The organism is Stappia sp. ABD4_338 (assembly GCF_056312175.1).
This window is the reverse complement of record NZ_CM149982.1, coordinates 4,180,879-4,206,813: the sequence shown is the minus strand read 5'-3', so window position 1 is coordinate 4,206,813 and position 25,935 is coordinate 4,180,879. Positions and strand designations below refer to the sequence as shown.

Below are 25,935 nucleotides of genomic sequence, written 5' to 3'. Positions count from 1 at the left end.
TCCGCGGAACCGCGCGCGCTCTCGCGTGTCGGGTGTCCGCCGCCGTTTGCCGCGTGTTTACGCTTCCGGTGCAGACTGTAGCCGATCCTGGGGTTCCTGGCAGGAGCCATCCCCGTTCCGCTTTGTGGATATGATGAGGCCCTTTCCACAATGAAGATCACCTGCCCGGAATGCTCGACGTCCTATCAGGTCAAGGATTCGCTCATCGGATCCGAGGGGCGGAGTGTGAAATGCGCCCGCTGCGGCGCCCGCTGGCAGGCCCACGCAGAGACTGACACAACCTCCATCGAGACCGAGCTTCCCAACCAGGCGGACAGTGCGGCCGAGGACGCGCGCGTGCCGGAGATGGCCGACGCGACCGCGATGGACGACGTGTCTAAGGACGCTTTTGCCGCGACCGGACCGGACGACATGGACTGGTCTGAGTCCCTGCCCGACGCCACCGACATCTCCGACGACGACAAGACGACCGACGACACCACCTTCGACTTCGACGCCTCCACCGACCTCATGTCCGCCGACGATCCTTTCGCAAGCCTGCAGGAGGGAAGCGGCGAAGAGGCGGAAGACGAGGACGAAGGCACCCAGCCCGTCGACATCGAGACGCTGGCCCGCCGCCCGAAGATCCAGGTGAAGGAGAAGTCGGAGGAGCCGGTCTACAAGCGCGTCGCGCGAGCGACCGCCCATCGCGTCCGCCAGGTGCGGCCACGGCGCGTCGTCGGCGCGGGCCTCTTCGTCTTTGCTCTGGCGCTTTTCGGTTTCGCATTCCTGTTTCGCACGCCAATCGTCGCGCGCGTCCCGGACCTCGCCGGCCTCTACGCCCTGGCCGGGTTCGAGGTGAACCTGCGCGGTCTCGAATTCAAGGACCTGCGGACCTTCCGGGAGCTCGAGGACGGGTCCATCGTTCTGGTGATCGAGGGAACCATCCGCAATGTCAGCGGCGAGCCGGCCTATGTGCCTGCCGTCCGTTTCGCGCTGCGCAGCGAGGACGCCCAGGAAATCTACGCCTGGATCGTCGAGCCCCGGGCCCGCCGCCTGGAAACCGCCGGCACCACACGTATCCGCACGCGCCTTGCATCCCCGCCGGATCTGGCCGCCGACATCCATGTGCGCTTCGTCGAGCGGGCGCGCGACAAGCAGGCGAGCATGAAATGACGTCCGATCCCGAAATCCTGCCTCTTTTCGACGAGGCGTCCATCGCCGATCGCGTGGCGGAGATGGCGCGCGACATCGCCGCCGACAGGCCCGAGCGCCTGCTCGTCGTCGCGGTCCTGAAGGGCAGCTTCATGTTCGCCGCGGACCTGGTTCGCGCCCTGCATCGCGCCGGTCTTGAACTGGAGATGGAGTTTATCCATTTGTCCAGTTACGGCGCGGGCACGGAGTCAAGGGAAATCCGGGTGTTGCGCGACGTGGAAAGCGACGTCGCCGGGAGAGATGTGATTCTCGTGGATGACATCCTGGAAAGTGGACGCACGTTAACCTTTGCGCGAGACCGACTCACCCAACGGGGCGCAAGATCTGTTCGTGTCGCGGCGCTACTGGACAAGCCGTCGCGCCGCAAATCCGCCATTTCTGCGGATTATGTGGGATTCGAGTGTCCGGACAGGTTTGTGGTCGGCTACGGGATGGACATGGGGCACAAGTGGCGCCAGTTGCCCTTCATCGGTCACGTCGTCCAGGAAACGGCCGCCGACGCGGACGCTTGAGAAGCGGAGAGGGACATGGCTCACATTCTTCTTGCCGAGGACGACGAGGCGGTACGCAGCTTCGTGAAGCGCGCGCTTGAACTGGACGGACATACCGTGACCGCCCAGGAGGACGGGGCCGCGGCCTCGGAAACCTTGGCGCGCGAGAACGGGCGTTTCGACCTGATCCTGTCGGACATCAAGATGCCGATCATGGATGGCATCGCCTTCGCGCTGATTGCCGCACGTGACTTTCCGCAGGTTCCGATCCTGCTGATGACGGGCTTCGCCGACCAGCGGGAACGCGCGAACGGGCTCGACGCCCTGATCCACGATGTGGTCACCAAGCCCTTCTCGCTGGCCGAGATCCGGCGTGCGGTGCATGACGCGCTCAACGGGATCCTGCGCGAGGAGCCCACGGTTCTGCGTCGTTACGCCTGACGCGACGGACCTGCCAACCCGATTTTGACCGGACCGGCCCGAGGGCCGCTCCGCCTGTCATGCGTGGCGCCTGTCCCGCACGCCCGCATGTGGGCGAACCGCGCACAGGCGAGCCTCCAAGAGGCGAGACCCCAAGCGCCACCGTCACCGCTGACGACCGACAGCCCCCTCTCTTTCCCTGATCTTCACCGGTCCCGGTTTTCGGCTCACGCCAGAGCGTTTTTCGGCTCGCGCCGGAGCAGACCATTGCGCGCGTGTCGGTTCAATACCGCCGCAGCAGCCGCTCGAGATAGTCGAGCTCGATCGACGGTCGGCCCGGTTCCGAGAAGCGGCGGCGCAGTTCCTCCAGAATACGCCGGGCCCGCTGCACATCGATCTCGTCCGGCACTTGGACACGCTCGCCGAAGTCGGGCCCTTCCGTCCGCCGCGGCCGGCCGAGCGGATCCTGATCGCGCGGCCCGCCCCGGCGGCCGGCCATGCCCGGCCCCTGGTTCTGACCCATCATCTGTTCGGCAAGCCCCTGGGCGCCCTGGCGCAGCGCGTCGAGCGCATTGCCCTGCCGGCCGACCGCCTGTCCGGTCTCGCCCTCGCCCAGACTGTCGCGCGCCTCGCCCATTTCCTCGCCGGCGCGGCCGAGGTTCTCGTTCCCCTCCATGCCGTCGCGCGCCATCTGGTCGAGAAGCTGCTGCAACTGGTCGCCAAGCTGGCCCTGCCCCTGCTGGAGCTGGCGCAAGGCCTCGGCCAGCTCTTCCGGCGACATCTGTCCGCCGCCGTTCTGCTGCTCCCGGCGCTGCTCGCCCCCCTGCCGCCGCTCGCCGTCCTGTTCGGAGCGCCGGTCCAGACGGTCGGTACGGTCCATGAGCTCCTGCTGGCGCTGGATCATTTCGCCGAGCTGGTTCAGCGCCTCCATCATCTCCTGCGTCATGCCCTGCGGCATCTGCTGCGGGCGGCCCGCCTGCAGGTTCTCGAGCATCCGCTGCATCTCGGCCAGAAGCTCGCGCGCGGCATCATTGGCCCCCGAGCGCGCCAGTTCCTCGATCCGCGACAGCATCTTTTCCAGATCCTGCGGGCTCAGCGTCTGTGCGTTGGGGTCCATCTGCTGCATCGCCTGCGGCGACTGCTCGCGCATCTGCTGCGCCAGCGCCTGCATGTAGTCCTGCAGCGCCTTGCGCAACTCGTCGGTCAGACGTGCGATTTCCTCTTCCGGCGCCCCGTCCTCGAGCGCCTTTCGCAGCGCCTCCTGCGCGTTGCGCAAGGCCCGCTCGGCCACCGAGAGATCGCCGTCCTCGATGGTCAGCGCAAGCTCCCACATCAGGTCCACGACCTCGCGCAGGGCGTCGTCGTCGGAAGCCCGCGAAAGCTCGCCCCGCACGAAACGCATGCCGAGATAGGTGCGCGCCTTCTCCTGAAACGCTTCCGGGGCGAGCATCAGCGCATCGAAGGCGTCGAGCACGCGCACGCGGGTGTTGGCGTCAAGCGCGAGATCGCGCCGCTGCTCCACGATCGCGCGCGCCAGCGGATTGGCGAAGCGGCGCTGGGGCAGGACAAAGCGATGCGCCGGGGATTCTCCCGTCTGGCCGGCATGGTCGTCGGCGCTCAGCACGAGATCGACCTCCGAGCCCGCATAAGGATGGCTGGTGAGATCGCGGATCGTCTCGCCCTTGCCCTGCCGCCCGCCACCGGCGGGGAGCGACAGGGGAAACACCGGATCCTCCAGAAGGGGACGGCGCGGCTTGTCACCGTCGAGCGCGACGATCCTCGCCGGCGTGATCCGCCCCTCGCCGGACACGATGCCGTAGTCGTCTTCCATCAGGTAGGTGAGCTTGACCGCGCCGCTGAGCTGCTCTTCCGGGTCCTGCAGAAGGCGGACCGTCGGAGCCTCGTCGGGCTCGACCTGGATCCGCCAGGCGTCGACGAGACGCTCGCCGTCGCGGATCTCGACCTCCCCGCTCGTCTCGAGCAGGCTGCTGAAGCGCACCGCTCCGGCGCGCTCGCCGGTCGCCGCGTCCACCGGAGCGGAGCCCGCCTCGCCGGACACCCGCACGGACGCCTCGGGCAGGCCAAGGGCGCGCACGGTAAGCTCGCTCCCCTGCGGAACGCTGAGCGCCTCGCTGCGATCTCGCAGGGCCGCCGTTGCACCGGTCAGAAACACCGGCGGGCGGCCGGTATAGTCCGGCGGCGTGATCCAGGCATCGATGCGAAGGGCGTCCGCCGCCGCATCGCCCGTGGGCGCGGCAAGCGGCGACAGGCGCTTCAGCCGTTCGCCGTCGGCGACGAAGAACCCGACGATCAGCAGCATCGCCGCGACGGCGCGAAGCCCCCAGGGGTCCTTGCGCCAGGCACGCGGATCGGGACCGCCGGAGCGCACCGAGGTCAGCGCGGCGCGCGCGCGCGCCAGATGCGCCTCCCACAACGCGTCCGTTCCCGGAGCCCGCGCGCCGGAAAACAGCCGGTCATCAAGGGCGGTCAGAGGGTGGTGCTTCAGGCCCGACGCGCGTTCGATGCGCGCCAGCGCCTCTCCGCGTCCCGGCAGTCGCAGGGACAGGAGCGGGCGGGCGAGCCAGAGCGCGGAAACAAGGAAGACCAGGCTTGCGGGAACCGAAATCCAGCCGGGCAGCAGCGTCCACAAGCCGACCCAGGACAGGCCCACATAGAGCCCGGCCACGATCAGGGGGCCCTGAACCACGGGCCAGACGCGTTCCCAAAGCAGGGCCGCGCGCGCAAGAAGGACGGCGCGACCGATGCGGCTGTCCGCCGCCGACGCGCCCGCCTGTGTCGTGCGGGTGCCGTTCGCCTCGTTCACCTTGTTTGCCTCCGCGGCCCGATCCGCCGGCCTGACGTCAGCCCCCTCCAGGGATCGCCGCACCCGGCACCGATCATGCCGGACGCCTTTCGCGATCCCGTGAAGGTAGGGTGGGGCGTTTCAGGTCGTTTGGCAAGGCTTCGCGCCCGCCCGACCCGCGAAAGCGGCCTCCCGGCTCAGCCCTCGTCGAGCCAGTCCGGCAGCCGGTCGGCCTCGATCATGTCCTCGTAGGACGGGCGCGGGCGCACCACGGCAAAGCGGTCGCCCTTGACCAGCACCTCGGGAACGAGACGGCGGGTGTTGTAGGTGGATGCCTGCACCGCGCCATAGGCACCGGCGGAGAAGACCGCGAGCAGGTCCCCGGCGGCGACCGCCTCCATCTCGCGGTCATGGCCGAGATAATCGCCCGTCTCGCAGACCGGGCCGACGATGTCCGCCTTGATCCGGCGCGTGCTCCCGGGCGCGCGCACCACGGGACGGATCTCGTGCCAGGCGTCGTAGAGCGTCGGGCGGATCAGGTCGTTCATGGCGCCGTCGACGATCACGAAGGTCTTCTCGGCCCCTTCCTTCACGTAGACGACCTGGCTGACGAGAATGCCGGCATTGCCCGCGATCATCCGGCCCGGCTCGAAGATCACCTTGCAGTCCAGCGGCTCGACATGCTTGCGCACGACCGCCGCATAGGCCTCGGGGTGCGGCGGCGGCTCGTTGTTGTCGCGGTAGGGAATGCCGAGCCCGCCGCCAAGGTCCACGTGATCGATCGCATGGCCGTCGGAGCGCAGGTCCGCGATCAGCCCGCCAAGCCGCGAGAAGGCCGCGTCGAAAGGCTCGAGATCGGTGATCTGCGAACCGATGTGCATGTCGATGCCCGACACCGCGATGCCGGGCAGGCCGGCCGCCTCGGCATAGACCTCGCGCGCGCGGCCCCATGGAATACCGAACTTGTTCTCCGCCTTGCCGGTCGCGATCTTGGCATGGGTGCGAGCGTCCACGTCCGGATTGATGCGGATCGAGACCCGCGCCGTCCTGCCCTTCTCGCTGGCGATGCGAGAGAGCTGCACCAGCTCCGGCTCGCTCTCGACGTTGAAGCACAGGATGTCCTGGTCGAGCGCATAGGCCTGTTCCGCCTCGGTCTTTCCGACGCCGGAGAACATGATGCGGTCACCGGGGACGCCGGCGGCGCGCGCGCGGCGCAGCTCGCCCTCCGACACCACGTCCATGCCCGCGCCCAGACGCGCCAGCGTGGTCAGGACCGCCTGGTTGGAGTTCGCCTTCATCGCGTAGCAGACCAGCGTCGGAATCCCGGCGAAGGCCTCGCTGAAGACCTTGAAATGACGCTCGAAGGTCGCGGTGGAATAGCAGTAGAACGGCGTGCCGACCTCGGCCGCGATCTTCTCTACCGGGACATCCTCCGCATGGAGGCGGTCGTTGACATAGGTGAAGTGATGCAAGGGACGTGTCCTGTCCGTATCGGTCCCGGGCCGAGCGGCCGGACCGGAAAAGCCTGTCCTGCGCCGTCAGGCTCAGATGATGGCGTCGAGGAGGAAATCGTTCCGCGGCCGGGGCGCGGCGGCGGGTGCCGTGCCGGTCGCCGGGTCGCCCGGAGCCGCGGACACGGCCGGATCGACGGCGCCCGGGGTTTCCAGAGAACCGCGCCGGCCGCAGGCGCCCACCGAGAGGGCCAGCACGGCCGCGATCACGATGCCGCGCCGCGCGAGAGGGGAAAGCGCACCAGTCGCCATGATCCGAAAATCTCCTTCACACGGGCCCCGATCGTCCGCCCCGGCCATCCGCGAGGCCGCCGGACCCGGTCGCGTTTTCCTCGCACGCGCCGGGTCGCTCCGCAAGCCCTTCGGGCCCCGTGCCGGGCTCAGCCCCGGTCCTTGTCCTGACGCGCTCCGGCCTTCGCCGCCTCGCGCTCCAGTGTCTTGAGCCAGCGCCGGGCCTGCTTGCGCACGTTGACCGGCGACGTCCCGCCATAGCTGGTGCGCGAGCGCACCGACTTGTCGACCGACAGCACCGAGAACACGTCGGCAGTGATGCGAGGCTCGATCTCCTGCAGCGTCTCGAGCGGCAGCTTGTGCAGCACGCAACCACGCTCCACGGCGGCCGCGACCGCCCGGCCCGTGACGTGATGCGCCTCGCGGAACGGCATACCCACCACACGCACCAGCCAGTCGGCGAGATCGGTCGCGGTCGAATACCCCGACCCGGCCGCCGCCTTCATGGCCTTCGTGTTGGGGGTCAGGTCGTGCACCATGCCGGTCATCGCGGCAAGCGCCAGCGACAGGCTCGCCAGCCCGTCAAACGCCTGCTCCTTGTCTTCCTGCATGTCCTTCGAATAGGCCAGCGGAAGCCCCTTCATCATCACCAGCAGGGCGTTGAGCGAACCGTAGATGCGGCCTGTCTTGGCGCGGACGAGCTCGGCGGCGTCCGGGTTCTTCTTCTGCGGCATGATCGAGGAGCCGGTCGAGAACTTGTCCGACAGCGTCACGAAGCCGAACTGCGCCGAACACCAGATCACGATTTCCTCGGCAAGACGCGACAGGTGCATCGCCGTGATCGAGGCCGCCGAAAGCGCCTCGATGACGAAATCGCGATCCGAAACCGCATCGAGCGAATTGGCCGTGGGCCGGTCGAAGCCGAGCGCGGCGGCCGTCATCTCCCGGTCGATGGGGAAGGACGTGCCGGCGAGCGCCGCCGAGCCGAGCGGGCATTCGTTCATGCGCGCGCGCGCGTCGCGCATCCGCGAGCGGTCGCGGGCGAACATCTCGACATAGGCAAGCAGATGATGGCCGAAGGTCACCGGCTGGGCCGACTGGAGATGGGTGAAGCCCGGCATCACGTCGCCGGCGTGCTCCTCGGCACGGGTCGCCAGCGCCTGGATCAGATCGCCGAGCTGCTGGTCGAGCGTGTCCAGCGTGTCGCGCACCCACATGCGGAAGTCGGTGGCGACCTGGTCATTGCGCGAGCGCGCCGTGTGCAGGCGTCCGGCCGCCGGGCCGATCAGCTCCGCAAGGCGCGATTCCACGTTCATGTGGATGTCCTCGAGCGCACGGGAGAAGGTGAACTCGCCCGCCTCGATCTCCGCGCGGATCGCGTCCAGACCGCCCGCGATCTTCTCCGCGTCCTCGCCAGCGACAATCTCACGCGCCGCCAACATGCGGACATGAGCCTTGGAACCCTCTATATCCTGCCGGTAGAGCTTGCGGTCGTAGTCGATGGAGGCGTTGATCTCCTCCATGATGGCGTCGGGTCCTTCGGCGAACCGGCCTCCCCACATGCGATTGCTCATAAGCGTGCCCCTCTGGCGCCTCAAACGGACGGATACGTGACTGATGACCAACGAAGAGAAACCGCGCACCACCCGACGTCTGGCATTTGCCGGCGTGGCCGCGGCCGCGCTGGCGGCCGGACTGGCCGGGATATACGTGATCGGCGGGGAGGATGGCAACACGCAGCAGGTCGCAGCCTGCGCCGCGAGTGCCGAAATCGCCGATGCGGTCGCCCCCTTTGCGACGGGAGAGCTCGCCGCCTTCCTCCCGGCACGGGAGCGCCGCTCCTTCGCGGACCTCGGATTCCAGGATGACACCGGCGCGGAAACGACGCTTGGCGCACTGCCGCCCAAGCTCCGCCTCGTCAATCTCTGGGCGACCTGGTGCGCGCCGTGCCGCAAGGAAATGCCGGCCCTCGACGCGCTTCAGGCGGAACTTGGCGGCGATGACTTCGAGGTCACCACGATCAGCGTCGACCAGGGCGGCACGGAAAAGCCGAAAGGCTTCCTGGACGAGATCGGCGTGAGCCACCTCGCCTTCCGCCAGGACCCGACCATGAAGATCTTCCATGACGTGCGGGCGATGGGGCGCGCGCCCGGCCTGCCCTCCACGCTGCTTCTCGATCGCAACGGCTGCGAGATCGGCGCGCTCATGGGGCCTGCGGAATGGGCTTCGGAAGATGCCAAGGCGCTGATCCGCGCCGCGCTCGAGGCCGCCGGCAAACAGACGCAGGAAAGCGGCAGCTAGCGCGCCAGGCGAGCGGACACGAAAAAGGCGCCGTCCTCGCGGGACCGGCGCCTTTTTTCATGACGGCGTGAAGGCCGGTCAGACGGTGACGTCGACCCTGCCGCCCATGCCCGCGCCGGCCGGCGGCTGCGCGGCAAGCGCCTCGGCATTCTGCGCATTCGCCTCCAGAAGCGCCGCGATGCCGGCCTCGGCATTCGCGTTCTGCTTCATGAAAGTGGTCTGGAGCGACATCTGGGTCTGCGCGGCGGAAGCTCCCGCCATCGCGGCAGCGACGCTGGACATGGCATCTCCCTGCGCCCTCGCGGGCACTTCGAATGGATCTTGCGCATGATCCTAGCCGCACGGCGTTAACGCCCGATTAAGACAACCGGAAGAGGTGGATCGCCCCCCACCTCACGGGCCTCGTGCGGAGTGACGTACCGGGGAGAAACCGTGCGGATCCGCAACAACGCGAAAGGGCGACCCGAGGGCCGCCCTTTTTCAAACCGTTCGGGCCGGGTCGCCGGCCTCAGCGGGTCGGGACCGGCGTCTCGCCGCGATAGTCGTAGAAGCCGCGCTGGGTCTTGCGGCCGAGCCAGCCCGCCTCGACATATTTCACCAGCAGCGGGCACGGGCGGTACTTGGTGTCCGCGAGCCCCTCGTAGAGCACCTGCATGATCGAAAGGCAGGTGTCGAGGCCGATAAAGTCGGCAAGCTGCAGCGGACCCATGGGATGGTTGGCACCGAGCCGCATGGCCGTGTCGATGGCCTCGACCGAGCCGACGCCCTCGTAGAGCGTGTAGATCGCCTCGTTGATCATCGGCAGCAGGATGCGGTTGACCATGAAGGCCGGGAAATCCTCGGCGACCGCGGTCGTCTTGCCGAGCTTGCGCGTGAACTCCTTGGACGCCTCGAAGGTCTCGTCCTCGGTCGCGATGCCGCGCACCAGTTCCACGAGTTCCATGATCGGCACGGGGTTCATGAAGTGGATGCCGATGAACCGCTCGGGCCGATCCGTCGAGGCGGCAAGCCGCGTGATGGAGATCGACGAGGTGTTGGTGGCGAGGATCGCCTCCGGCTTCAGCAGCGGGCAGAGCTGCGAGAAGATCTTGCGCTTGATCTGCTCGTTCTCGGTCGCGGACTCGATGACGAGATCCATGTTGCCGAGTTCTTCCATGCTCTCGGCGGCGACGATGCGCTCCAGCGCCGCGCTGCGCACGTCCTCCTCGAGCTGGCCCTTGGAGACCTGCCGCGCCATGTTGCCGTTGATGGACGCCAGACCGGACTGGATCCGGTCGCGGGAGATGTCGTGCAGCGCCACCCGAAATCCGGCGACCGCGCATACATGCGCGATGCCGCTGCCCATCTGGCCGGCACCGATAACGCCAACCGTCTTGATTTCGCTCACCATCTTGCGTTCCGATTTCGTTGGGCGGTCGCGGGCGGCGCCCGCGTCGCTGAGTGGGCTATTCATGGCAATTTCGGGCCGCCGCCGCAAGACGTCAGCCCGGGCCGTGCAGATAAAGAAGGCCCGCCGGGGACGACGGGCCTTCCAGATCGCGTGCCGTTGTGGCCGCCGGCTTCACCGGCGCGCGGCCGGTCAGCCCTTGGCGGCCTCGACGGCGGCCTTGAACTCCGGCAGGGCCTCGAAGAGATCGGCGACAAGGCCGTAGTCGGCGACCTGGAAGATCGGCGCCTCCTCGTCCTTGTTGATCGCGACGATCACCTTGGAATCCTTCATGCCGGCCAGATGCTGGATCGCACCGGAAATGCCGCAGGCGATGTAGAGGTCCGGCGCCACGACCTTGCCGGTCTGGCCGACCTGCCAGTCGTTGGGGGCGTAGCCCGCGTCGACCGCCGCGCGGCTGGCACCGACGGCAGCACCGAGCGCATCCGCCACCGGCAGGATGACTTCCTCGAACTTCTCCTTCGAGCCGAGCGCGCGACCGCCCGACACGATGATCTTGGCCGAGGCCAGTTCCGGACGGTCGGACTCCGAGAGCTCCTGACCGACGAAGCTGGACAGGTCCGACGAGGTCGCGGCCACATCCTCGATCGAGGCGGAACCGGTCTCCTCCGCCGCGGCGAAGCTGGCCGTGCGCACCGTCACGACCTTCTTCGGGTCGGACGACTTGACGGTCTGGATCGCGTTGCCGGCGTAGATCGGACGCTCGAAGGTCTCGCCGTCGATCACGGCGGTGATGTCGGAGATCTGCATCACGTCGAGCAGGGCGGCGACGCGCGGCAGCGTGTTCTTGCCGTTGGCGGTCGCGGCGGCAACGATGCCGTCGTACCCGTCGGCCAGCGACAGGATGAGCTCGGCCATCGGCTCGGCGAGCTGGGCGGACAGGCCCTCGCCGTCCGCGAGGAGCACCTTGGCGGCACCGGCAAGCTTCGCCGCCTGCTCGGCCACCGCGCGGCAGCCCGATCCCGCGACGAGAACATGGACGTCGCCGCCCATGGCCACGGCGGCGGTCATCGCCTTGTTGGTCGCCTCGTTCAGCGCCTCGTTGTCATGCTCGGCAACAAGAAGAATGGTCATGTCTTTCTCTCCTTCCCGTCTGCTTCAGAGCACGCCGGCTTCGGACTTGAGCTTGCCCACCAGCTCGGCGACGTCGGCAACCTTGACGCCGGCCGCGCGTGCCGGCGGCTCCGCCGTCTTCAGCACCTCGAGACGCGGCGAGACGTCGACACCGAAGTCGTCCGGCGACTTCTCGTCGATCGGCTTCTTCTTCGCCTTCATGATGTTGGGCAGGGACGCGTAACGCGGCTCGTTGAGGCGCAGGTCCGTGGTGACGATCGCGGGAAGCTTGACCTTCACGGTCTGCAGGCCGCCGTCGACCTCGCGGGTCACGTCGGCCGTGCCCTCGCCCAGGTCCACCTTCGAGGCGAAGGTGCCCTGCGACCAGCCCAGCAGCGCGGCGAGCATCTGGCCCGTCTGGTTGCAGTCGTCGTCGATCGCCTGCTTGCCCAGGATCACCAGGCCCGGCTCCTCGGCCTCGACGATCCCCTTGAGGATCTTGGCCACGGCGAGCGGCTCGGTCGTGGCGTCGGTCTTGACCAGGATGCCGCGGTCGGCGCCCATGGCGAGACCGGTACGCAGCGTCTCCTGAGCCTGCTGCGGACCGACGGAAACGACCACGATCTCGTCCGCCTTGCCGGCTTCGCGAAGGCGGATCGCCTCCTCGACGGCGATCTCGTCGAACGGGTTCATCGACATCTTGACGTTTGCAAGATCGACGCCCGACCCGTCCGCCTTGACCCGGACCTTGACGTTGTAGTCGATCACCCGCTTCACAGGCACAAGGATCTTCATCGGCTGTGCAACCTCCCGCTGGCGCGGCCGCTCGCTACGGCCGCCGGTCGTCATCGTGTCACATCATCGTGCCACATCCGCCCGTGGCTTCCGTCCGTCCCGTGCGGGCCGCCGGACATTCCCCAAGGGCACCCGAATTCGGCGCAAAACCGCCGGTCTGGTCTCTTTGGCGCGCGACCGTACTGGGGTGGCGGAAACCTGTCAATCTCGCGTCCCGCACCGCCGCAAACCCTGAATCGCCCGCCCGCGCCCGCGCTTACCCCTGCAGGCCGCGATCAAGAAGTGGCACGCCCCGCCGGCGCATGGGCACCACGAGAACGGCGCCCGCGATCGCGCCTGCGACATGCGCCCACCAGGCCACCTGCCGGTCGCCGCCGCCCAGCGCCATGAAGACCTGGAACGCGATCCATCCCGCCAGCAGAAGCCACGCGGGCAGGCGCAGCGGAACGCGCCCGAGCGCCAGCACCCAGACCCTCACCTTCGGATGCAGGACCAGATAGGCGCCGATGACGCCCGCCACCGCCCCCGACGCGCCGATCAGCGGCACGATGGACGACGGCTCCAGCAGCGCATGGGCAAACCCGGCGAACGCCGCGCACAGGAGGTAGAAGACCAGAAAGCGGACATGGCCCATCGCGTCCTCGACATTGTCGCCGAAGACCCAGAGGAACAGCATGTTGCCGCCCAGATGAACCCAGCTCCCGTGCAGGAAGGCATAGGAGACGAGCGAGACGCCGTCGGGCGCGATCGCCAGTTCGGGCGCGAGTTCACGCAGGTCGAACAGCACCGCCGGCACCAGCCCGAACGACAGGCTCGCCGCCTGCATGGCCGGTTCGCTGAGCCCGCCGCCCTGCACGAACACGAAGACGGCCACGTTGAGCGCGATCAGCCCCCATGTGACAAATTGTCGCCGCACGTGGCGCAGCGGATTGTGATCGTAAAGCGGCAGGAACATCGGATCTCGCTCTTGTCCGCACCCGCGGGCGCGGCCGCCTCAGCGGTTCTTGCCCGGCACCCAGAGAACGTCCGCCTGGCCCCGGTCGTTCGCATGGCGCGCGGCGACGAAGAAGAAGTCGGACAGCCGGTTCATGTAGACCAGCGCCTCGCGCGTGACCGGCTCCTGCTCGGCCAGCGCCGTAATGAGCCGTTCCGCACGCCGCGACACCGTGCGGGCGTGGTGAAGATGCGCCGCCGCCTGTGAACCGCCGGGCAGCACGAAGGAGCGCAGCGGCTCGAGACCGGAGTTGAGCCGGTCGATCTCCGCCTCGATCGCCTTCACCTGCGCCTCGACGACCCTGAGCGGCGGATAGGCCGGGTTCTCGCTCTCCGGCGTCGCCAGGTCCGCGCCGAGATCGAACAGGTCGTTCTGGATGCGCGCCAGCACCGCGTCGAGATCGGGATCGCTCTCCGCCACCGCGAGCCGGGCGAGCCCGACCACCGCGTTGGTTTCGTCGACGGTGCCATAGGCCTCGACCCGCAGGTCATGTTTGGGCCTGCGCTCGCCGGAGGCAAGGGCGGTCGTGCCGCCGTCGCCGGTCTTCGTGTAGATCTTGTTCAGGACAACCATACGGACCTCCTCTGGTTCACCTGTCAGGGACGGGAGCCGGTCAGGTAAAGCACCGTCATGACGATCAGGATCGCGAGAAACTGCAGGCCCACGCGCCAGCGCATGAGGGTCTGCGACCGCGAGGACGAGCCGCCGCGCATCATGTTCCACAGGCCCAGCAGCAGGACGACCGCCACCGCGCCAACCGCGAAGGGAATTGCCGCCCGCAGGATTTCAGCCATTTCCAGTCCTTCCAGTTCTGTCTCGCCGCCCGTTTCCGGGGCGCGTCGTCATCTGCCGGCGGGGCCGGCCTGTTCCTCTCCGCGCGCGGCGCGCGCCAGCACCCGGTCCATCATGCGCGTGCTCAGCACCCGCCGCGCCACGGCCATGACCCGCGTCGGCACCGTCGTGCGATAGCGCGGCCTCGGACGCGACGCCTCGAGCGCGTGGACGAGCTGGCGCACCACCGCCCGGGGCGGTCGCTTGAACGGCGAGGGCTCGCCGGCGGCCATGCGCGCGAGCCGTGCCTCGTAACTCGCACGATGCGGCGAGGCGGCAAGCCCTTCCTCGCCGATCACCTCGTGAAACTTCGCCATGGCGTTTTCGGTGAAGCGGGTGGCGATCGGCCCCGGCTCGATCAGCGACACGTGAATGCCGCTTCCCGCAAGCTCCAGCCGCAGGGTGTCGCTGTAGCCCTCCAGCGCGAACTTGGACGCGTTGTAGGCGCCGCGATACGGCATGCCGATGAACCCCAGGATCGACGAGCACTGCACGATCCGGCCGCCGCCCTGCGCCCTCATGGCGGGAAGGATCGCCCTCGTCAGCGTGTGCCAGCCGAAGAAATTGGCCTGGAAAAGGTCGCGAAGCGCGTCGGCGGGAAGATCCTCGATGGCCCCGGGGATCGCGAAGGCGCCGTTGTTGAACAGCGCGTCGAGGCGTCCGTCCGTTCTCTCCAGCACCTCGCGCGCACCGGCGACCAGGCTTGCTTCGTCGTGATAGTCGAGACGCAGGCTCTCGAAGCCCATGGCCTGCAGCCGGGAGACGTCCTCGTCCCGGCGCGCGGTCGCGAACACCCGCCAGTCGCGCCCGCGCAGGGTGTGCGCGGCCGCCTCGCCGATCCCCGACGAGCACCCGGTGATGAGCACGCTGCGCTGCCGCCGGTCCATCGGACGGTCCGGGCGCGGCGGGGCCGGAGCGGTGTCGGCCATGAAGCGGTTGTCCCTCCTCCGCCGGCGGAACGCGCCGGCGCGGTTTCCTACCTAGTCCGAAACGGCCGCCGGATGAAACGACTTTCGCACGAATAGCATGTTCAGATGGCCTGGCCCGCGAGCAGTCTGGGCGCCGGACCCTCCAGGCCGGCGGCCTGGCGAATGAACATCCGCTTCAGGCCCGGCATGCGGTCGACGAGGCCGAGCCCCATGTCGCGCACGGCACGCACCACGTCGAGATCGTTGGAGAACAGCCGGTTGAGCACGTCGGTCACGACCCCCATGCGCCAGGTGTCGAACCGCCGCCAGCGCTGGTAGCGCTCCAGCACGTGCTGCGCGCCGATGTCCTCGCCAAGGCGCCGTGCCTCGACAAGCACCTGCGCCAGGGCCGCCACGTCCTTGAAGCCCATGTTGAGGCCCTGCCCCGAGATCGGGTGAATGCCATGGGCGGAATCGCCGGCAAGCGCGAAGCGCGGGCGCACGAAATCGCGGGCCAGCGTGAGACCGAGCGGAAAGGCATGGCGCGGACCGGCCAGCTCGACCTTGCCGAGATGGTGGCCGAAACGGCGTTCCAGCTCGAGCTCGAAGGTGAAATCGTCGCCCTTGACCAGCTTGTCGGCATCCGCGCGCCGCTCCGACCACACAAGCGACGAACGATCGCCGATGAGCGGCAGGATGGCGAAAGGTCCCGCCGGCAGGAAGTGTTCCTCGGCGCGGCCGTTGTGCGGGCGCTCGTGCCGCACGGTGGTGACGATGCCCGACTGGTCGTAGTCCCAGCGCACCACGCCGATCCCGGCAAGATCGCGCAGTTTGGACCGCACGCCGTCCGCCGCCACCAGCAACCGCGCATGCCGGGCCGCGCCCGACCCGAGGCGAATGTCCACGCCGGAGCCGGTCATGGTGAAGCCGGTGACACTGTCGCTGGTGAAAAGGTCGACGCCAAGCGCCACCGCCCGGCGCGCCAGCGCACCCACCATGGTGCCGTTCGGCACCATGTGCGCGAAGGGCTCACCCGGCTCCACGTCGCCGTCGAAGGTCAGGAAAACCGGACGGACCGTGTCGCGCAACCTGGAATCCGTCACGATCATCTCGGTCATCGGCTGCGCCTGCGGGCGGATCTCCTCCCACACGCCAAGATGATCGAGCATCCGCGAGGCGGCGGCCACGATGGCCGAGGCGCGCGGGTCGCGCTCCATCTGTTCGATCTCGCGCAGGTCGACGACGGCGATTTCCATCGCCGGATCCGCCTGCTTCAATGCCACGGCGAGCGACAGTCCGACGTAGCCGCCGCCGGCGATCAGGACGTCGATCGGTGTGTCTTGCGCGCTCATCCGCTTCTCCTTGCGCTGTGCCGGGCTTTCGTGTCCGGCCGGGGCCTTCCCCTGCGACAGTCTTGACTTTGGGCCCGCCCGGCACTCAGGTTCGCCCACCGCCGGAGCCCGACGACCGGCCGCCCGTTTCCCCGAAGAGGTCCCCGAACATGCCTTCCGCCGTGGACGCCCTGCTCTCGATACTCGATCTCGAGCCCCTGGAACACAATCTCTTCCGCGGCATGAGCCCGCAGGTGGGATGGCAGCGCGTGTTCGGCGGCCAGGTCATCGGCCAGGCGCTGGTCGCCGCCTCGCGCACCGTGCCGGAAGAGCGGATGGTGCATTCGCTTCATGCCTACTTCCTGCGCCCCGGCGACCCGGCGGTTCCCATTATCTACGAGGTCGACCGTATCCGCGACGGCGGCAGCTTTACAACGCGGCGGGTCGTCGCCATCCAGCACGGACGGGCGATCTACTCCATGTCGGCCTCCTTCCAGAAAATGGAAGAGGGGCTGGAACATCAAACCGCGATGCCTGACGTTCCGGCGCCGGAAGACCTTCCCAGCGAGGCGGAGCTGAAGGAAAAGTTCCTCGCCCATGCCCCGGAAGCCGTGCGGCGCTACTGGGAGCGCGAACGCCCGATCGAGCTGCGCCCCGTCGACCTGACCCACTATTTCAGCCGCAAGAAGCTGGTGCCGTCCCAGAACGTCTGGGTGCGCGCCAGCGCGCCGCTTCCCGACGATCCGCGCATCCACACCTGCGTCCTGGCCTATGCCTCCGACATGACGTTGCTCGACACCTCGCTCTTCGCGCATGGCACCAGCGTGTTCGACACCGGGCTCCAGGTGGCCAGCCTCGACCACGCCATGTGGTTCCACCGCCCGTTTCGCGCCGACGAATGGCTGCTCTACGTCGAGGACAGCCCGTCTTCGTCCGGCGGTCGCGGCTTTACCCGGGGCAGCCTCTACACGCGCTCCGGCGAGCTCGTCGCCTCGGTCGCCCAGGAAGGCCTCATCCGGGTGCGGGACGGCAAGGGCGACTGAGGCACCGGCCGGCTGGCCCGTGTAGGCGTACGTTACCCGAAGCGGCCGCTGAAGCCGGTGATCGCGAGCGGATTTCCCGACAGCGCGGCCTCGTCCGGCGTGTCGGTCTGCACGTTGCCCACGAAGGCATCGAAGAGACGGCGCACGAAGCCTTCCGGCAAATCGCGGGTGATGAAGACCAGCCGCGTGGTGCGGTCGGCATCCGGCCACGCCTCGAGGCGCGTCGGCGGATGAAACACGTGCTGCACCCCATGCAGCACGACCGGATGCTCGGGGTCCTCGGCGATCCGCACGATGCCCTTCATGCGCAGGAGCTTCGGCCCGTGCGCCGAGCGCAAGAGGTCCAGGAACATCTCCAGTCCGGACGCGCTGATCGCCCTGTCGCTGGTCAGCGAGAAGGCACGAATGTCGTCGCCATGCCGGTTCGGATCATGGCCGTGATCATGCCCGTGGTGGTGGTGGTGGTGCTCATGGTCGTGGTCGTGATGATGGTGATGCCCGGCATCGCCCTCGTAGGCTTCCGCGTTGAGCCAGCGGCGCACGTCGGCGGTCTTCGTGTCGGGATCGTAGAGCCCGAGGCCGATGAGATCGCGCGCCGTCGCCTCGCCCGCCTGCGCAAGCAGCACCGGCGCCGCCGGGTTGAGCTCGCGGATGCGCCGGCGCAGGGGCGCGTCCTCGTCGAGCGCGGCCGCGCCTTCGGGCAGGTCGGTCTTGGTGAGCACGATCCGATCGGCAACCGCCACCTGCTTCACCGCCTCTTCCTGCGCGTCAAGCGTCCCAAGCCCGTTCGCCGCGTCGACCAGCGTCACCACGCCATCGAGGCGGTAGCGCATGACCAGATAGGGATGCTGCATCACCGTGTGCAGGACGGGGGCCGGATCGGCGAGACCCGTCGTCTCGATCACCACGCGCGCCAGATGCTCGGTGCGTCCGTTGTCGACCCGGCGCAGCAGATCCTCCAGCGTCGTGACGAGGTCGCCCCGGATCGTGCAGCACAGGCAGCCCGACGACAGCTCGATGATGCCCTCGTCACCGCCGGCGACGAACAGGTGGTCGAGGCCCACCTCGCCGAACTCGTTGATGATGACGGCGGTGTCGGACAGCGCCGGGTCGGCGAGAAGCGCGTTGAGCAGGGTCGTCTTGCCCGAGCCGAGAAAGCCGGTGATGACGGTCAGCGGGATCGGAGGCTTGGGCCCGCGCGCGGCGGGCGGGGAGGAAGCGGTCACGACAGGTCCTCAAGTAGGCGCGCGGACGGACGCGACGCCCGTCCGCGATCAGGCGGTTTGCATTGACGCGATCAGGGGCGCGGGGCCGCCAGCGGTCTCGGTACGATCACGAGCGGCTTGCCCCGGAAGATCGAGCCGGGTTTCGGGGCCGCATCCGCGGAAGAGGGGCTGGAGGGAACCAGGATCGCCCCCGCGGCCGGGCCGTCGTTTCCAGCCGCCACGGCGAAGGGCTTGGGCGTCGGCAGCGGAATGCCGGGCGCCGCGACCCCGCCGGAAACGGTCGCGATCGCGGACGCCGGAACACCGGCGACACGCGGCGGCGTGGCCCCCGCCGGCACGGCGACCGAAACGCGGATCGGGGCGTTGTCGCGCTGGCGCGGGCCGATGACCTCGTCCATCACCTTGGCCCAGTCAGTCTTGCCGTTCTCCTTGGTGGGCACGTCGTCATCGTCATCCCCCGCGACGGGCGCGGCAAGCCCCTGGAGCGCGGGCGGACGCGACACGCCAGCCGCCGCGAAGGACAGGACCGACCCGCCGGAACGGCTGCCGCCGCCGGCATAGGCCGCCATCAGGTCCTCGGCGCTGGGCCGCTCGTTGCGCTTGCAATATCCGTCCGCCGGAGGACGGCCGGAGACGCCCGTGAGCTGGTCGAGGCTGCGTCCCGAGCGGGAGCGGAAGCCATCCTCGAGAAGAACCCGCGCCTTCGCCGCCCGCTCCACGCCGGACGCGGCGCCGAGAATGACGGCCATCACCGTGCGCCCGCCACGCGTCGCCGTGACGACCACGTTGAGCCCGGAATTGCACACATAACCGGTCTTCATGCCATTGGCGCCGGGCACCCGGGCCAGAAACTCACGGTTGGCGGACTTCAGCAGCTTGTTGCCAAGCCGCAGCCCCGCGACCTGGAAGTAGTGCCGGTGTTCGGGAAACTCACGCCAGAGCGCGCGGGCAAGAACGGCGAGATCACGCGCCGAGGAAACCTGCCCGTTGTCGGGCAACCCGTGCGGATTGACGAAATGGGTGGCGCTCATGCCGAGCCGGCGCGCCTCCTCGTTCATCATGGCGATGAACCCCGGCTCGCTGCCGCCGATCGACTCCGCCACGGCCACCGCGATGTCGTTCGCCGACTTGACGATCAGCATCTTCAACGCCGTGTCGAGGGTAATCCGCGTGCCCGGCTTGAAGCCGATCTTGCTCGGCGGCATGGAATGCGCATTGGCGCTGACGGTCACGACCGAAGTCTTGTCGGCCCGGCCCTCGCGCATGGCCTTGAAGGTCAGATAGGCCGTCATGAGCTTCGTGATCGAAGCCGGATACCACTGGCGACGCGCGGCCTGCTGGTCGAGCACGGCCCCGGTCTCCATGTCGACGACGATCCACGCCCCGATGCCGGCCCGCGCCGGGGCGGATCCGGCCGCGAGCACGCCGGCGAACAGGACCATGGCCAGAACGAGGGACAGGACGCCCCTTCCGGCACCCATCGCCAAATGGATCACCGCATTGCTTGGCACTGATACACCTCCAGGCGACGACGAGCAGGGCGCGGGCAGCCTCTTGCGCGCCCGCGTGTCCCTTTTCTTTCTAGCCGATCCGGGCCCCGAATTGCAAAACTTCGCAAGCTCCGCGTCTCTTCGGCGGCCGCGAGGTTTCAGGATGCAAGCGCCGCCTTCGCCAGCGCGCTGGCCCGTCCCATGTCCATCGTGTCGGCATGGCGCGCGCGCAGCTCCGCCATGACACGGCCCATGTCCTTCGGCTCGCTGGCGCCGACCGCCGCGATCGCCTCGCGAACGGCCGCTTCCGTCTCCTCACCGCTCATCTGTCGGGGCAGGAAGCGCTCGATCACCGCGAGTTCGCCACGCTCCTTCTCCGCCAGGTCCTCGCGGCCGCCCTTCTCGTAGAGCGCGATGGAATCGCGGCGCTGCTTGATCATGCGCTTGAGCACCTCGATCACGATCGCGTCGTCGTCACCCGCCGCCGCCTCGCTGCCGCGCCGCTCGATGTCCTTGTCGTTGATGGCCGAGATCATCAGCCGCAGCGCGCCCAGTGCCGCCGTGTCCTTTGCCTTCATGGCGTCCTTCATGGCGCCCTTGATGTCGTCGCGGATCATTGCCGTCTCCTGGAGAGCCAGCGCGCCGGACCTGCCGCACGCGCGAAATCGGCGGCGATCATGACCGCGCGCGCCGCCAAATGCAAAACCCCTGACGACGCCTTCCGCTTGGGCAAATGCACAATATGTGGGCAAATCCGCACGCCCGGCCCGATCCGCGCGCCACGCGGCGGGAGCACCGCGACCGGCGCCCCACGGCAGCCGACGGCCACGCGGGCACACCTGGCCCTGCCGTTGCTCCACACTTGGCCCCGCTCTTGCTAACGGCATGATGGAGCGGGTGAGATACCGTTCTTCCAGAGCATAACAAAAGAGTCCGCACGATCATGCTGCCCGACCCGGCTTCCCCCAGAACGACCAGTCCGCCCGCCCTCCAGCGTGCCCGCGGGCGCGCAAGGGTGCGGTTTCTCTCCCGCGACGGCCAGACGCGGCTTGCCGACCTGGAGCAGAGCGGCTCGGCCAAGGCCCGCCTGCCGCGCACCCATGACACGATTCCGGTCGCCGTCCTGCTCAACACGGCCGGCGGCCTGACCGGCGGCGACCATCTCGAGTTCGACGCGGAGGTCGGCGAGGGCGCCCGCGCGGTCGTCACCACACAGGCGGCGGAACGCGTCTACCGCAGCGCGGAAGGCGCCGCCCATGTGGAGAACATCCTGCGGGTCGGCGACAACGCGTGCCTGGAATGGCTGCCGCAGGAAACGATCGTCTTCGACCGGGCCGAGCTGACCCGTTCCTTTTCCGCCGATCTCGCGCCCACCGCCTCCCTTCTGGCGCTGGAAAGCGTCGTCATGGGCCGCGAGGCCATGGGCGAGGTGGTGCATGGCCTGACCTTCCGCGATCGCTGGCGCATTCGCCGCGACGGACGCCTGGTCTTCGCCGACGAGACCCGCATCGCCGGCGACGCGGCGGACATTCTCGCCGGATCGGCGACCGCGGCCGGCGGGCGCGCCTTCGCGACGCTGGTCGACTGCCGCCCGGGCGCGGGCCAGGACCTGGAACGCGCGCGCGGCCTGCTCGAAAGCCTGCGCGCCCGCCTCACCGGGCTCAGGTGCGGTGTCAGTACGCTGCCCGACTGCCTCGTGCTACGCTTCGTCGCCGACACCGGCCAGGAGCTTCGCGACGGTCTCATCGGATTTCTGGAGACCTGGCGGGGCATGACCCTTCCCCGCACCTGGCATTGCTGAGCACGCATCGAGCGAAAAGGGACTTTCCATGAGGTTCGAGCCATGAAACTGACCCCGCGCGAGAAGGACAAGCTGCTCGTCGCCATGGCGGCGGAGGTCGCCCGCCGCCGCCTCGCCCGCGGCGTGAAGCTGAACTATCCCGAGGCCATCGCCCTGATCACCGACTTCGTGGTGGAAGGCGCGCGCGACGGACGCACCGTGGCCGACCTCATGAGCGCCGGCGCGACCGTTCTCACCCGCGACCAGGTGATGGACGGGATCCCGGAGATGGTTCACGACGTGCAGGTCGAGGCCACCTTTCCCGACGGCACCAAGCTCGTCACCGTCCACCATCCGATCCGCTGAGGTGCGCCATGATTCCAGGTGAGATCCTGCCCGCCGAGGGCGAAATCGAACTGAACGCCGGGCGCCGCACGCTCGAGATCGAGGTCGCCAACACCGGCGACCGGCCTGTGCAGGTCGGCAGCCACTATCATTTCGCGGAGACGAACCCGGCGCTCTCCTTCGACAGGGCGGCGGCACGGGGAATGCGTCTCGACATCCCGGCGGGAACGGCGATCCGTTTCGAGCCGGGACAGGCACGCAAAATCACGCTCGTCCCCTTTGTGGGGGATCGCGCGGTCTACGGGTTCAATGGCAAGGTGATGGGATCATTGTGACCCCGCCTGCAAAGGACATGCGACCCATGACACGCCTCGCCACCCTGTTCCTGCCCATAGCGTTCGCCGTCGCGCTCGCGGCCGCTCCCGCACGTGCCGAAACGCCCGAAGTCGATTGCGACGACCCGCAGGTGCAGATGGAAATGACCTACTGCGCGGAACAGGACTGGCAGGAAGCCGACAAGGCCCTCAACGAGGCCTACGGCGAGGCGATGGCCACCATGCGCCGCATCGATGCCGACCTGCCGGCGGATCAGGCGGGCGCCGCCGACATGCTGCGTGACGCCCAGCGCGCCTGGATCGCCTATCGGGACAAGGCCTGCGCCGCCTACGGCTACCTCGCCCATGGCGGCACGATGGAACCGATGCTCATCTACCAGTGCAATGCCGACCTGACCGCGCAGCGCACCGAGGAACTGGAACAACTCGCCGCCGGTCTCGGAAACTGAGAGACCGGCCGCCAGCGTTGCCGGAGGGGACATGGCTTACAAGCTGTCGCGTGCCGCCTATGCGGACATGTTCGGGCCGACCACGGGTGACCGGGTCAGGCTCGCGGACACGGATCTCGTCATCGAGGTGGAGCGCGACTTCACGCTCTACGGCGAGGAGGTGAAGTTCGGCGGCGGCAAGGTGATTCGCGACGGCATGGGCCAGTCCCAGCGCACCCGGGCGCGAGGGGCGGTCGACACCGTCATCACCAACGCGCTGATCGTCGATCACTCCGGCATCTACAAGGCCGACATCGGACTGAAGGACGGACGCATCGCGGCCATCGGCAAGGCCGGCAACCCGGACATCCAGCCCGGTGTCGACATCATCGTCGGGCCGGGCACCGAGGTGATCGCCGCCGAGGGCAAGATCGTCACCGCCGGCCTCATCGACGCCCACATCCACTTCATCTGCCCGCAGCAGATCGAGGAGGCGATGACCTCCGGCGTGACGACCATGATCGGCGGCGGCACCGGCCCGGCGACCGGCACCAACGCCACCACCTGCACCCCCGGCCCCTGGCACATGGAGCGCATGCTGCAGGCGGCGGAGGCCTTCCCCATGAACCTCGCCTTCGCCGGCAAGGGCAACGCGGCCCTGCCTGCGCCGCTCGAGGAACAGGTCCGTTCGGGCGCCATGGCGCTGAAGCTGCACGAGGACTGGGGCACCACGCCGGCCGCCATCGACTGCTGCCTGTCGGTTGCCGACGCCTACGACGTGCAGGTGATGATCCACACCGATACGCTCAACGAGAGCGGCTTCGTGGAAAACACGGTCGGCGCCTTCAAGGGACGCACGATCCATGCCTTCCACACCGAAGGCGCGGGAGGCGGTCACGCCCCGGACATCCTGAAGGTGGTCAGCTTCCCGAATGTCATTCCCTCGTCGACCAATCCGACCCGCCCCTACACGGTGAACACCATCGACGAGCATCTCGACATGCTCATGGTGTGCCACCACCTCGACCCGTCGATTCCCGAGGACGTGGCCTTCGCCGAGAGCCGCATCCGGCGCGAGACCATCGCGGCCGAGGACATCCTGCACGACATGGGGGCGCTTTCCATCATCGCCTCCGACAGCCAGGCCATGGGCAGGGTCGGCGAGGTGGGCATCCGCACCTTCCAGACCGCCCACAAGATGAAGGTCCAGCGCGGCCGTCTGGAGGGCGAGACGGGCGAAAACGACAATCTCCGCGTTCGCCGCTACATGGCCAAGATCACGATCAATCCCGCCATCGCCCATGGCCTTTCGGCCCATATCGGATCGGTGGAGACGGGCAAGCTCGCCGACCTGGTGCTCTGGGACCCCGCCTTCTTCGCCATCAAGCCGGACCTGGTTCTCAAGCTGGGAACGATCGCGGCCGCGCCCATGGGCGATCCCAACGCCTCGATCCCCACGCCCCAGCCCGTGCACTACCGTCCCATGTTCGGCTCCTACGGACGCGCCATGACGGCTTCCTCGGTGACGTTCGTGTCCCAGGTGGCCCATGAGGCCGGGATCGCGGAGAAGCTGAGCCTCGACCGGCTCATTCTGCCGGTCGAGAACACCCGCGAGGGCATTTCCAAGGCCTCCATGATCCTCAACGACGCGACGCCCCAGATCGAGGTCGACCCGGAAACCTACGAGGTGCGCGCGGACGGCGAACTCATCACCTGCGAGCCGGCGGAGAGCCTTCCCATGGCACAGCGCTATTTCCTCTTCTGAAGGAGCAGTCGCAACGCAGGCCGGAAACGCGCCGAAGAGCGCGCGGGACGACACGGGAGAAACGCACATGACCGCCACGCCCTACACCGTCATCGGACATCCGCAGTCGCGCGCCATGCGTGTCATCTGGATGCTGGAGGAACTCGGCGAGCCCTACGAACTGCAGCCCTTTCGTCCGCAGAGCGACGAGGTGCGCGCCCTCAATCCGCTGGGAAAGATACCCGTGCTGAAGGAGGGTGAGGCGTTGCTGACCGATTCCGTCGCGATCTGCACCTATCTCGCGGACAGGAACGGCAGGCTGACGGCTCAAGCCGGAACCCTGGCCCGCGCGCGCCAGGACGCGCTCACCCAGTTCGTCGTCGACGAGGTGGAGGGCGCGCTGTGGACCGCCGCCAAGAACAGCTTCATCCACCCCGAGGAGCTGCGCGTTCCCGAGATCAAACGGGTCTGCCGCGCGGAATTCGCCAAGGCCATGGAGCGTGCGACCCTGTTGCTTGGCGACCGCACCTGGCTGAGCGGAGACGACTTCACGCTTCCGGACCTGTTGCTCGGCCATTGCGCGGGCTGGGCGCGGGCGGCGAAATTCGATCTTCCCGCCGACGGGCCGCTTGCGGAGTATTTCGCGCGCGTGACCAGGCGCCCCGCGTTCCTGGCCGCCATGAAGCGCGCAGCCTCGGCACTGGAGAGCGCATGATTCCGGTCGCGGAAATCCTGCCCGCCGGCACCTGGGAAGGCGCGCCCGCCGACAGCGTCGTGCTGGACCGCGAGGACCGGCACCGCCGCCGCGCCGTGCTCGACTGCGCGGGCGGCACGAAGGTGCTTCTCGACATGCCGAAGGCCGTGCACCTGCACCATGGCGACGGACTGAGGCTCGGCGACGGGCGCATCGTCGCCGTTCTGGCGGCGGCCGAGGACCTTGTCGAGATCGAGGCCGCGACGCCGGACGAGCTGTTGCGCATCGCCTGGCATCTGGGCAACCGGCACCTGCCGACCCAGCTCGTCCCCGGCGCGCTGCGCATTCGCCGCGACCACGTGATCGAGGACATGGTCTCGCGCCTTGGCGGGAAGCTGACCCCGCTCGTCGCTCCCTTCGATCCCGAGGGCGGTGCCTACGGGCATGGCAGCGTGCAAGGGCACGATCACGGGCATGGCCATGCGCACGGACATGGTCACGGGCATCATCACCACGACACGGCAAGCGGATAGGCGCGTC

28 protein-coding genes are annotated in these 25,935 nt (G+C 68.4%); 12 read left to right on the top strand and 16 right to left on the bottom strand.

Annotation, left to right across the window (positions count from 1 at the left end):
- Positions 1–150: 150 nt before the first annotated feature.
- The 3 genes from ACYX4S_RS18855 to ACYX4S_RS18845 are packed head-to-tail and all read left to right on the top strand — an operon-like array spanning position 151 to position 2,126.
- Positions 151–1,155 (top strand): MJ0042-type zinc finger domain-containing protein, encoded by a 1,005-nt coding sequence (locus tag ACYX4S_RS18855; RefSeq protein WP_476361309.1) that lies wholly within the window; start codon positions 151–153, stop codon positions 1,153–1,155.
- The gene (gene hpt, locus ACYX4S_RS18850; protein ID WP_476361308.1) at positions 1,152–1,706 is read left to right on the top strand and encodes a hypoxanthine phosphoribosyltransferase; all 555 of its coding nucleotides are present in this window, start codon (positions 1,152–1,154) and stop codon (positions 1,704–1,706) included. Before ACYX4S_RS18855 ends, hpt begins: the two co-directional genes overlap by 4 nt.
- A gap of 15 nt (positions 1,707–1,721) precedes the next feature.
- Complete coding sequence (locus tag ACYX4S_RS18845; RefSeq protein WP_293720782.1) at positions 1,722–2,126, top strand: response regulator; 405 nt, start codon at positions 1,722–1,724, stop codon at positions 2,124–2,126.
- Between the two features lie 262 nt (positions 2,127–2,388).
- On the opposite strand, the gene ACYX4S_RS18840 is transcribed toward ACYX4S_RS18845, so the two are convergent.
- The 4 genes from ACYX4S_RS18840 to argH all read right to left on the bottom strand — a co-directional run bounded on the left by ACYX4S_RS18840 (position 2,389) and on the right by argH (position 8,224).
- Positions 2,389–4,929: a TIGR02302 family protein gene (locus tag ACYX4S_RS18840; RefSeq protein ID WP_476361307.1), complete on the bottom strand. Its 2,541-nt coding sequence runs from the start codon at positions 4,927–4,929 to the stop codon at positions 2,389–2,391.
- Positions 4,930–5,105: 176 nt separating this feature from the next.
- Positions 5,106–6,380 (bottom strand): diaminopimelate decarboxylase, encoded by a 1,275-nt coding sequence (lysA, locus tag ACYX4S_RS18835; RefSeq protein WP_476361306.1) that lies wholly within the window; start codon positions 6,378–6,380, stop codon positions 5,106–5,108.
- Positions 6,381–6,452: 72 nt separating this feature from the next.
- Positions 6,453–6,671 carry a lipoprotein gene (locus tag ACYX4S_RS18830; RefSeq protein WP_422067339.1) on the bottom strand — a complete coding sequence of 73 codons (219 nt, stop codon included), beginning with the start codon at positions 6,669–6,671 and terminating at the stop codon, positions 6,453–6,455.
- Positions 6,672–6,799: 128 nt separating this feature from the next.
- Positions 6,800–8,224, bottom strand: coding sequence for an argininosuccinate lyase (gene argH, locus ACYX4S_RS18825; RefSeq protein ID WP_476361305.1), 1,425 nt, complete (start codon positions 8,222–8,224; stop codon positions 6,800–6,802).
- Positions 8,225–8,267: 43 nt separating this feature from the next.
- Here argH and tlpA point away from each other — a divergent pair, with 43 nt between their 5' ends.
- A complete protein-coding gene (tlpA, locus tag ACYX4S_RS18820; RefSeq protein WP_476361304.1) occupies positions 8,268–8,951 on the top strand; it encodes a thiol:disulfide interchange protein TlpA in 684 nt (227 codons plus the stop codon).
- Positions 8,952–9,029: 78 nt separating this feature from the next.
- Here tlpA and ACYX4S_RS18815 read toward each other — a convergent pair whose 3' ends face one another.
- From ACYX4S_RS18815 to ACYX4S_RS18775, 9 genes are all read right to left on the bottom strand, one after another.
- Entirely contained in the window at positions 9,030–9,233 is a 204-nt protein-coding gene (locus tag ACYX4S_RS18815) for a hypothetical protein (RefSeq protein ID WP_422067336.1), read from the bottom strand.
- A gap of 226 nt (positions 9,234–9,459) precedes the next feature.
- Positions 9,460–10,341: a 3-hydroxybutyryl-CoA dehydrogenase gene (locus tag ACYX4S_RS18810; RefSeq protein WP_293720872.1), complete on the bottom strand. Its 882-nt coding sequence runs from the start codon at positions 10,339–10,341 to the stop codon at positions 9,460–9,462.
- Between the two features lie 189 nt (positions 10,342–10,530).
- Complete coding sequence (locus ACYX4S_RS18805; RefSeq protein ID WP_476361303.1) at positions 10,531–11,472, bottom strand: electron transfer flavoprotein subunit alpha/FixB family protein; 942 nt, start codon at positions 11,470–11,472, stop codon at positions 10,531–10,533.
- A gap of 24 nt (positions 11,473–11,496) precedes the next feature.
- Positions 11,497–12,246 carry an electron transfer flavoprotein subunit beta/FixA family protein gene (locus ACYX4S_RS18800; RefSeq protein WP_293720771.1) on the bottom strand — a complete coding sequence of 250 codons (750 nt, stop codon included), beginning with the start codon at positions 12,244–12,246 and terminating at the stop codon, positions 11,497–11,499.
- A gap of 256 nt (positions 12,247–12,502) precedes the next feature.
- The gene (locus ACYX4S_RS18795; protein ID WP_293720770.1) at positions 12,503–13,201 is read right to left on the bottom strand and encodes a rhomboid family intramembrane serine protease; all 699 of its coding nucleotides are present in this window, start codon (positions 13,199–13,201) and stop codon (positions 12,503–12,505) included.
- Positions 13,202–13,240: 39 nt separating this feature from the next.
- The gene (locus tag ACYX4S_RS18790) at positions 13,241–13,813 is read right to left on the bottom strand and encodes a cob(I)yrinic acid a,c-diamide adenosyltransferase (protein WP_476361302.1); all 573 of its coding nucleotides are present in this window, start codon (positions 13,811–13,813) and stop codon (positions 13,241–13,243) included.
- 23 nt (positions 13,814–13,836) lie between these two features.
- Positions 13,837–14,034 (bottom strand): twin transmembrane helix small protein, encoded by a 198-nt coding sequence (locus tag ACYX4S_RS18785; protein ID WP_293720768.1) that lies wholly within the window; start codon positions 14,032–14,034, stop codon positions 13,837–13,839.
- Positions 14,035–14,082: 48 nt separating this feature from the next.
- Positions 14,083–15,000: an SDR family NAD(P)-dependent oxidoreductase gene (locus ACYX4S_RS18780; protein WP_476361301.1), complete on the bottom strand. Its 918-nt coding sequence runs from the start codon at positions 14,998–15,000 to the stop codon at positions 14,083–14,085.
- A 101-nt stretch (positions 15,001–15,101) separates the two neighbouring features.
- Positions 15,102–16,331 (bottom strand): ubiquinone biosynthesis hydroxylase, encoded by a 1,230-nt coding sequence (locus ACYX4S_RS18775; RefSeq protein WP_476361300.1) that lies wholly within the window; start codon positions 16,329–16,331, stop codon positions 15,102–15,104.
- A 149-nt stretch (positions 16,332–16,480) separates the two neighbouring features.
- Here ACYX4S_RS18775 and tesB point away from each other — a divergent pair, with 149 nt between their 5' ends.
- Positions 16,481–17,353, top strand: coding sequence for an acyl-CoA thioesterase II (gene tesB / locus ACYX4S_RS18770; RefSeq protein ID WP_293720764.1), 873 nt, complete (start codon positions 16,481–16,483; stop codon positions 17,351–17,353).
- Positions 17,354–17,385: 32 nt separating this feature from the next.
- Here tesB and ACYX4S_RS18765 read toward each other — a convergent pair whose 3' ends face one another.
- From ACYX4S_RS18765 to ACYX4S_RS18755, 3 genes are all read right to left on the bottom strand, one after another.
- A complete protein-coding gene (locus ACYX4S_RS18765; protein ID WP_476361299.1) occupies positions 17,386–18,579 on the bottom strand; it encodes a CobW family GTP-binding protein in 1,194 nt (397 codons plus the stop codon).
- 71 nt (positions 18,580–18,650) lie between these two features.
- Positions 18,651–20,060, bottom strand: coding sequence for a D-alanyl-D-alanine carboxypeptidase family protein (locus tag ACYX4S_RS18760; RefSeq protein ID WP_476361298.1), 1,410 nt, complete (start codon positions 20,058–20,060; stop codon positions 18,651–18,653).
- Positions 20,061–20,227: 167 nt separating this feature from the next.
- On the bottom strand, positions 20,228–20,686 hold the full coding sequence (locus ACYX4S_RS18755; RefSeq protein ID WP_422067328.1) for a GatB/YqeY domain-containing protein: 459 nt from the start codon (positions 20,684–20,686) through the stop codon (positions 20,228–20,230).
- 398 nt (positions 20,687–21,084) lie between these two features.
- Here ACYX4S_RS18755 and ACYX4S_RS18750 point away from each other — a divergent pair, with 398 nt between their 5' ends.
- From ACYX4S_RS18750 to ACYX4S_RS18720, 7 genes are all read left to right on the top strand, one after another.
- Entirely contained in the window at positions 21,085–21,870 is a 786-nt protein-coding gene (locus ACYX4S_RS18750; RefSeq protein WP_476361297.1) for an urease accessory protein UreD, read from the top strand.
- 42 nt (positions 21,871–21,912) lie between these two features.
- Complete coding sequence (locus ACYX4S_RS18745) at positions 21,913–22,215, top strand: urease subunit gamma (protein WP_476361296.1); 303 nt, start codon at positions 21,913–21,915, stop codon at positions 22,213–22,215.
- Between the two features lie 8 nt (positions 22,216–22,223).
- Positions 22,224–22,529, top strand: a complete 306-nt coding sequence (locus tag ACYX4S_RS18740) for an urease subunit beta (protein ID WP_293720757.1) — start codon at positions 22,224–22,226, stop codon at positions 22,527–22,529.
- Positions 22,530–22,555: 26 nt separating this feature from the next.
- Positions 22,556–22,978 carry a lysozyme inhibitor LprI family protein gene (locus ACYX4S_RS18735; protein WP_476361295.1) on the top strand — a complete coding sequence of 141 codons (423 nt, stop codon included), beginning with the start codon at positions 22,556–22,558 and terminating at the stop codon, positions 22,976–22,978.
- 31 nt (positions 22,979–23,009) lie between these two features.
- A complete protein-coding gene (gene ureC, locus ACYX4S_RS18730; RefSeq protein ID WP_476361294.1) occupies positions 23,010–24,722 on the top strand; it encodes an urease subunit alpha in 1,713 nt (570 codons plus the stop codon).
- A gap of 67 nt (positions 24,723–24,789) precedes the next feature.
- Positions 24,790–25,416, top strand: a complete 627-nt coding sequence (locus ACYX4S_RS18725; RefSeq protein WP_476361293.1) for a glutathione S-transferase family protein — start codon at positions 24,790–24,792, stop codon at positions 25,414–25,416.
- Positions 25,413–25,928, top strand: a complete 516-nt coding sequence (locus tag ACYX4S_RS18720) for an urease accessory protein UreE (protein WP_476361292.1) — start codon at positions 25,413–25,415, stop codon at positions 25,926–25,928. The genes ACYX4S_RS18725 and ACYX4S_RS18720 overlap by 4 nt, the downstream gene beginning before the upstream one ends.
- Positions 25,929–25,935 lie beyond the last annotated feature (7 nt).